We start from the raw sequence: 7,057 nt of genomic DNA, 5'->3' as shown, positions 1-7,057 counted from the left end.
TTCCGCCACGGCCGCTGGCTGTGGATGCACAACGGGATGATCGCCGGGTTCCAGCGGATCCGGCGGGAGCTGGCGCTCGCGGTCTCACCCGACCTCTTCCCCTGCATCGAGGGCTCCACCGACTCCGAGCTGATGTTCTTCCTCGCGCTCAGCCTGGGCCTGGAGGAGGACCCGCCGGGGGCGGTCGCCCGGATGGTGGGGCTGGTCGAGGAGACGGGGCGGCGCAATGACGTCCAGTACCCCGTGCAGATGACCGTCGCCGTGTGCAACGGCGAGACCCTGTGGGCTTTCCGGTACTCCACCGAGGGGCGCTCCCGGTCGCTCTTCCACAGCGCCGACATCGAGGGCCTGCGCGCCCTCTACCCGGGCAACGCACTGGTGCGCTCCGCCTCCGACGACGCCCGGCTGATCGTCTCCGAACCGCTCGGCGACGTCCCGGAGGTCTGGCTGGAGGTGCCGGAGGCCAGCTTCGTCATGGTGCACCGCAACCGCAACGAGATCCGGCCGTTCACCCCCGCCGCGGTGGTCGCCCCGCGGTCGTGACATCTGTCATCGCGCTCCTGTTACGCCAGGGCACTGCTCCCCGCGGGCCGCCCCGGGAAGACTCGTCCCCATCGAAGCCGGCGACCGCGCCGGGCAGCGACCGCCACGGGGGACGACATGTCGGCCATCACCACCACCGCGACCACCACCGCGACCATCAGCGGGCCCGCCACCGCCGACAGCGATCCCGCCACCGCCACCGCCCCCGGCAGCACCGACGGGGCCACCGGCTCCGGCACCGCTGCGGCCGCGTATCCCACGCTGCCGGTCTGGTTCTTCGGCTTCGAGGGAGTGCTGGCCTCCTCCTTCGACATCTTCAAGGCCTACCCGCCGGCCGCCTGGCTGCTGGGCGCCCTGGTGGCGGTCAACATCACCGTGTCGCTGACCGTGATGCGCAGGCGCGTCAAGCTGGCCAAGGCGCTCTGGCGGGGCAAGGGGACCCGCAAGGTGGCGGTCGCCCTGCTGGCGCTGCGGATGGGCCTGCACGCGGTGCTGAGCGCCGTCGGCCTGGCCGTGGCCTCCGTCACCGGTCATCTGATGCTGGCCGCTGTGATGGGTGCGGTGACGGTGTGGCTGCTCTGGTTCGCCCAGCGCACGGCGCTGCGGGCGCTGGCCGCGCAGGCGGTCTGACCCGACGCCGCCGGCCTGGGCGGAAGGGACGAGGGCGCGTCAGCCGGTGCCGTGCCGGCGCCGGCTGACGGATCCGAGATCCTCCTTCGGGGGGCCCATCGTGACCGCGCGCTGTGGCCTCCCCACGCCGGTGTGGCAGACGCGAGGACAGACCGCGGCCACACCCCCGAGGGAGGGGATGGGGCCCACCGATTCGGATGGGTCCATTTAGCTCCTTCGTTTACAAACAGTGCAACCTCCGGGCACAAAACCTACTCGTTCGGGGGGAGTGCAGAACTCTTGTCCGGCGCGAAGTCCTGCATCCAAGCCCGGCGAACACGCCGATTGCGCCCCCAGCACCACCGAAAATCCCCCGGCCCGACTCGCCGGAACACTCGGCGGCGAGGGCCGGATCCCACCCCGCGGCCAGGGTGCCGACCGGACACGGAACCAGGACGCCGTCCCGCCGGCCCGGCCGCCCCAACCGGAGGCCCGAGAGGGCGGAAAAGACCCCGCCGGACGCCCCCACCGTCGGCCCGCCGACGGCACGGGCCGTTCGGACACCGAGCAAGGCCGATAAAAGTACGCTTTTATCATCAACGCGTTCCAGGCAACGGAAATGCCAAACCACGTTTCACCCCCCGGAAAGACGGGGACGAAATCCGTAATCCAACCGACGGGCTGCCCATCCCTTCCCCGGGGTGAGCAGCCCGTGGCGTCCGCGCGGACGTCCTCGCTCGACGTGCCCCGGCGCGGGATCCGCGGTCCTGCACGAGTCCCCTGCGAAGGCTCGGCGGACCTGGGGCGGCCCCCACCCGAAGGGGTCCCACCCACATGAGCACGGACGTCCAGACCGCAGCGGCGGAACTGCTGCAGCTCACCGCCGCCTCCAGCCAGGTGGCAGCGGCAGCACCCGCCGACCCGACGATCCCCGTCGGCACCAACCCCGTCGGGCTGGCCTTCACCCCGACCGGTGACCTGTACGTCACCAACAGCGGCTCGAACAGCCTGACGGTGATCAACACCAGTACCGACACCGTCACCGTCCCGAGCATCCCCGAGGGCGGCACCACCCCTGTGTGGCTGTCGATCGCGCCCAACGGGAACGCCTACATCCCCAACAACGTCTCCAACAGCGTCTCGGTGATCAACACCGCCACCAACACCGCGGTGGGCTCCCCGATCCTGCTGAGCGGCGGCCCGGCCGGGTCGGCGGTCGTTCCCAGCGGCAACGTCTACGTCAGCCAGTTCACGGCGAACTCCGTGTCCGTGATCGACACCAGCACCAACAGCGTCGTGGGCGCCGCCATCCCCACCGGCTCCGGCCCCGTCGGGATAGCCGTGGCCCCCAACGGCAACGCCTACGTCGCCAACCGCAACGCGAACACCGTCACGGTGATCAACACCGCCACCAACACCGTGGTGGGAGGCCCGATCCCCGTCGGCAGCCAGCCGAACTACGTCGCGATCGCCTCCAACGGCCGCGCCTATGTCGCCAACATCGGCTCCAACGACGTCACGGTCATCGACACCGCCACCAACATGGTGGTGGGCTCCCCCATCCCCGTCGGCACCAACCCGTGGGGAATCGCGGTCGGCCCCAACGGCAACGCCTACACCGCCAACCGCGGGTCCAACAACGTCTCGGTGATCGACACCGCTACCAACACCGTGGTGGGCTCCCCCATCCCGGTCGGCAGCCAGCCGATCACCGTGGCGGTCGCACCCAACGGCAAGGTCTACGTCGCCAACATCGCGTCGGCCAATGTCAGCGCCATCCAGTTCGCGCCCACGCTGACCAGCATCAGCCCCACCCAGGGCCCCACCGCCGGCGGGACCGTGGTGACCGTCACCGGCACCAACCTGACCGGCGCCACCGTCACCGTCGGCGGCAACCCGGCCACCGCCGTCACCGTCAACGCCACCGGTACGCAGCTCACCGCCACCACCCCGCCCGGGGCGGCCGGGCCGGCCACCGTCACCGTCACGACGCCGGGCGGCAGCGCAAGCCTGGTGGGCGGCTTCACCTACGTCGAGCCGGCCCACGCCACCTCGCTCTCCGCGACCCCGGCGCTGACCAGGCTGTTCCCGCCGCAGGTGTACTACCCGTTCCTCTACGCCACCCTGACCGACCTGGTCACCGGACTGCCGGTGCCCGGCCAGACCATCACCTTCAAGACCGGCAACCAGACCCTGGGCACCGCCGTGACCAACGCGCAGGGCACCGCCCAGCTCTCGGAGGCGATCACCTTCCCGCTGATCCTCGCCAACGGCGGTTACACCGCGAGCTTCGCCGGAACCCCGGCCCTGCTGCCCGCCGCCGCCAACGCGGGCGTCATCGCCCCGTAGTCACCGGGCACGTCCGCAACGCACCAGCGCCGTTCCGTGTGCCACCCGGCCGGGTGGCACACGGAACGGTCGCGTCGGCGGGGGCGGACCCGCCCCCGCCGCGGTCACTGCACGACCGGCACCGGCTCCGCACCGCCCACGCCGTCCGTGCCTCCCGCCCGCTCGACCAGGTCCACCCCCCTGCGGGCGGCCCAATCCTCCAGCGCGGTGCGGCAGGCGTGGTCCAGATACCGCAGCCCGGTGAGGTCCAGGGTGACGGGGCGCCCCACCGGCAGTCCCTCCAGGGCGCCCAGCATCCCCGGCAGCCGCAGGAAGGTGGCACTGCCCGAGAGCCCCACCCGGATCGGTCCGTCCTGCTCGTCGACCACCTCCACCTGGAGCTGGGAGGTCTCCCAGGCGCTCTTGACCACCGCCAGCAGCAGCCCGAGCAGCACCCCCTCCAGCAGATTGGTCACCACGATCGCCACCGCAGTCGCCATCAGCACCACCGCCTCCCCACGATGGGCCCGCCACAGCTGCGGCAGCGACCTGGCCGGGATCAGCCCGGCCCCGGCGTAGACCAGCACCGCCGCCAGCGAGGCCAGCGGGATCACCCCGAGGGTCTCGGGCAGCAGCGCGGCGAACAGCAACAGCCAGCAGCCGTGCAGCACCCGGGAGGCCCGGGTCCGCGCCCCGGCGGCGACATTGGTGGCGCTCCGTACGATCACCGCGGTGACCGGGAGCGCACCGAGCAGCCCGCAGACGGTGTTCCCCACTCCCTGTGCCATCAGCTCCCGGTCGAAGTCGGTGCGGGGGCCGTCGTGCAGGCGGTCGACCGCTGCGGCGCTGAAGAGGCTCTCCGCCGAGGCGATCAGCGCGAAGGCCAGTACGGTGCCGAGCAGTCCCGCTCCGGTGAGCCTGCCCAGGTCGGTGAGGCCCGGCGGCCGCACCACTCCGGCGAGCCCCCGGACGTCCAGCCTGGCCACGTCGAGCCGGGCGGCGGCGGTGACGGCCGTGGCCAGTGCGACGGCTGCCAGCGGGGCGGGTACCAGCCGCACCCGGGCGGGCAGTCGGCGCCACACCAGCAGCACCAGCAGGGTGCCGCAGCCCACCAGTTCCGCGTCGACCGCGGCGGGCGTCCCGCCGAACGCGGACCGCAGCGACTCCATGAGCAGCAGCGGCAGCCCGCGCAGTGCGGCCAGACCGTTGGCCGGTGCGTGCTCACCGGTCATCGGGTAGAGCTGGCCGGCCACCAGCACCAGCCCGATCCCGGCGAGCATGCCCTGCACCACCGAGACCGAGATGGCCCGGAACCAGCGGCCGAGCCGCAGCGCGCCCATGAGCACCTGCAGCAGTCCCGCGGCCAGCACCAGGGCGCCCAGCGCCGAGACGCCGTACTGGGTGACGGCCTGGTGGACCAGCACCGTCAGCCCGGCGGCGGGGCCCGACACCTGCAGGCTGCTGCCCGGCAGTATCCCGGTGACCAGGCCGCCGACGATTCCGGTGATTAGGCCCACCTCGGCGGGGACTCCGCTGGCCACGGCGATGCCGATGCAGAGCGGCAGGGCCACCAGGAAGACCACCAGGGAGGCGGTGAAGTCCTGCCGCAGCAGGGCAGGGCGGAGGGCGGTTCGTGGGTTCATCGGGTCTCACTCGGGTGCGTGGACGGGAGTCCGGGGCAGGCCGTACCGCCCGGCCGGCGCCGGGAGGGGCGGGAGGACAGGCTGGGTGTCTCCGCCCGCTGTCAGCAGCGGAGCACCTGCAACTGCGCCAGATCGGGCCCGCGCGGCACCACGGCAGTCAAGAGCAGGGCCGCGGCGGCCGGCTCCGGCCGCACCACCAGGGCTTGGGGCCCCTGCGCGGCCGCGTCGCACGCCGTGCCCGCCGGATCCGGGTCGGCCGGGGTGCGGCGTGAGGGGGCCGCACCCGGCCGGTCACCGCCGGGGGAATGCTGCGGTGGCTCCTCCTCGGCCCCGCCGCCCGGTTGCGCGGCCACCGCGCTGGGGACGGCGGCGTACACGGCGGCGGCGGTGCCCGGCACGGAGAGTGCCAGCAGCACGGCGGCGAGCAGCGCGGCGACCGCCCGCGCGGGCCCGCGGACAGCGTCCATGGGCACGGCACCCGCCCCCTCTCCGTGTCCGTAAAGTCACTGAGCGTAAGTAAAGCACGACGCTCCGACAGGACCCGGCGTTGCGGCACGGCGGGGCGGACGGCTCAGGCGGGCACCGCCGGCAGGTGCTGCGTGCGGTGCGGCAGATGGGCGGTGACGGCCGAGAGGAGCTTGGGCACTCCCGCGAAGATCAGCCACAGCACGGCCACGATCGCCGCGAAGACGATGGCCACCGGGGCCACCAGGGCGACGATCGGGGACGCCGCCACCCAGAGCGCGGCCTTGAGGGCATCACGGGAGGCGACGGCCATGTACAGGCACGCCAGGAATCCCAGGATCATGATCACGTAGTACAGGATGTTGAACCAGGTCATGCGTCCGACTCCCCACTGGAGGCGCCAATCATGACAATCCACCCCACCACCACCGTGGCCATGGATCGCACGCCCCGTCAAGACGGACCCACAACGCAGAGATCCCGCCCGATCTCAACGATCGGACGGGATCCCGTGTCGGTGTGGAGCTGAGGGGATTCGAACCCCTGACCCCCTCGATGCGAACGAGGTGCGCTACCGGACTGCGCCACAGCCCCGACGAGAAAGAACTCTAGCATCCCTTCAGGGGTGGCCATGCACGCCCCGGGGCGCGGCGGCGGGGCCGCGACCGGCCGGGTTACTCGTTCGCCGCCCTCGGGCGGGGGCGTTCGGCGACGGAGGGCTCCGGGTCGGCGTACTGGTCGAACAGCGGGGTGGAGCCGCGCCGGTCGGCGGTGGGCGGCGTGGTGGCGCGGCCGGCGCTCCAGGCGTCGGGGGCGTTGAGGTCCAGGCTGCCGGTGCTGCGGGGAGCCACCGGAGCGGTGACATAGGTCGGCAGCGGGACGGGCACCGGCTCCCAGGAGTCGGGGTCGGCGGACCGCTCCCGCAGCCCGTCCACCCACTCCTCGTGGTCGGTGGCCTCCACCAGCGCCTGGCGCTCCGCGGCGGGATCCGCCTCCGGGGCCTCCTCGGGCGCCTCCTCCGGCCGTACCGGTCGGGGTGCGGCCGGTCGGGGTGCGGCCGGGCGGGGCGACGCCACCGGGCGCCGGCCGGCAGGGTGCGCCTGGGGGCGCTGGGCGGCCGGCGGCTGCGCCGCGGGCGGCTCCGGCCGGTGGCGCTGCCGCTCGCGCTCCCGCAGCCGCTGGGCGGCCTCCGCGGCACGGCGGCGGTCCAGCTTCACCTCGTAGCGGTGGCGCTCCTGGCGGCGCAGCCGCCCGATGTAGAGCGAGAGCAGCACCGCGGGGACGGCCGGAACCCAGAGGAAGGCCAGTCCGCCGACACCGGCGACGATCGCCCCGAGGGTGAAGACCACGAAGAGGAGGGTGACCATCCGGCGGCGCCTGGCCAGCACCTGGGCCCGGCGCCGGGCTCCGGCGCGGGCCTCGCGCTCGGCGCGGCTGGGACGGGCCTGCGGGACGGGCCGGGGGTCGGG

Annotated in this window: 7 protein-coding genes and 1 tRNA gene; 3 read left to right on the top strand and 5 right to left on the bottom strand. The window is 73.2% G+C overall.

The window, feature by feature from the left end; all coding sequences use genetic code 11:
• From AOK09_RS24720 to AOK09_RS24710, 3 genes are all read left to right on the top strand, one after another.
• Positions 1–543 (top strand): class II glutamine amidotransferase (locus tag AOK09_RS24720; RefSeq protein ID WP_169797060.1); only part of this gene is annotated, 543 nt, incomplete at its 5' end.
• A 117-nt stretch (positions 544–660) separates the two neighbouring features.
• A complete protein-coding gene (locus tag AOK09_RS40380) occupies positions 661–1,173 on the top strand; it encodes a hypothetical protein (protein WP_055589447.1) in 513 nt (170 codons plus the stop codon).
• 813 nt (positions 1,174–1,986) lie between these two features.
• Entirely contained in the window at positions 1,987–3,501 is a 1,515-nt protein-coding gene (locus AOK09_RS24710) for an IPT/TIG domain-containing protein (protein WP_055589446.1), read from the top strand.
• A 104-nt stretch (positions 3,502–3,605) separates the two neighbouring features.
• Here AOK09_RS24710 and AOK09_RS24705 read toward each other — a convergent pair whose 3' ends face one another.
• The 5 genes from AOK09_RS24705 to AOK09_RS24685 form a co-directional block, all read right to left on the bottom strand.
• Positions 3,606–5,123, bottom strand: a complete 1,518-nt coding sequence (locus AOK09_RS24705; RefSeq protein ID WP_055589445.1) for a SulP family inorganic anion transporter — start codon at positions 5,121–5,123, stop codon at positions 3,606–3,608.
• Positions 5,124–5,224: 101 nt separating this feature from the next.
• Positions 5,225–5,590, bottom strand: coding sequence for a hypothetical protein (locus tag AOK09_RS40375; protein ID WP_055589444.1), 366 nt, complete (start codon positions 5,588–5,590; stop codon positions 5,225–5,227).
• Positions 5,591–5,694: 104 nt separating this feature from the next.
• Positions 5,695–5,964 carry a hypothetical protein gene (locus AOK09_RS24695; protein WP_055589443.1) on the bottom strand — a complete coding sequence of 90 codons (270 nt, stop codon included), beginning with the start codon at positions 5,962–5,964 and terminating at the stop codon, positions 5,695–5,697.
• 144 nt (positions 5,965–6,108) lie between these two features.
• Positions 6,109–6,182: transfer RNA gene (locus tag AOK09_RS24690), tRNA-Ala, on the bottom strand.
• A gap of 80 nt (positions 6,183–6,262) precedes the next feature.
• Positions 6,263–7,057, bottom strand: a 795-nt coding sequence (locus tag AOK09_RS24685; protein ID WP_055589442.1) for a YoaK family protein, incomplete at its 5' end; no start/stop codon positions are given.

It is taken from the genome of Peterkaempfera griseoplana (genome assembly GCF_001418575.1).
In the GTDB taxonomy this organism is placed as follows: Bacteria; Actinomycetota; Actinomycetes; order Streptomycetales; family Streptomycetaceae; genus Peterkaempfera; species Peterkaempfera griseoplana.
Note: the sequence above shows the minus strand (reverse complement) of the source record. Positions and strands in the feature narration are given on the sequence as shown.

Excerpts from the sequence above, each read along its gene's own strand:
- AOK09_RS40375 (WP_055589444.1), bottom strand. The coding sequence starts at position 5,590 with ATGGACGCTGTCCGCGGGCCCGCGCGGGCGGTCGCCGCGCTGCTCGCC.
- AOK09_RS24710 (WP_055589446.1), top strand. The coding sequence starts at position 1,987 with ATGAGCACGGACGTCCAGACCGCAGCGGCGGAACTGCTGCAGCTCACC.
- AOK09_RS24705 (WP_055589445.1), bottom strand. The coding sequence starts at position 5,123 with ATGAACCCACGAACCGCCCTCCGCCCTGCCCTGCTGCGGCAGGACTTC.
- AOK09_RS24695 (WP_055589443.1), bottom strand. The coding sequence starts at position 5,964 with ATGACCTGGTTCAACATCCTGTACTACGTGATCATGATCCTGGGATTC.
- AOK09_RS40380 (WP_055589447.1), top strand. The coding sequence starts at position 661 with ATGTCGGCCATCACCACCACCGCGACCACCACCGCGACCATCAGCGGG.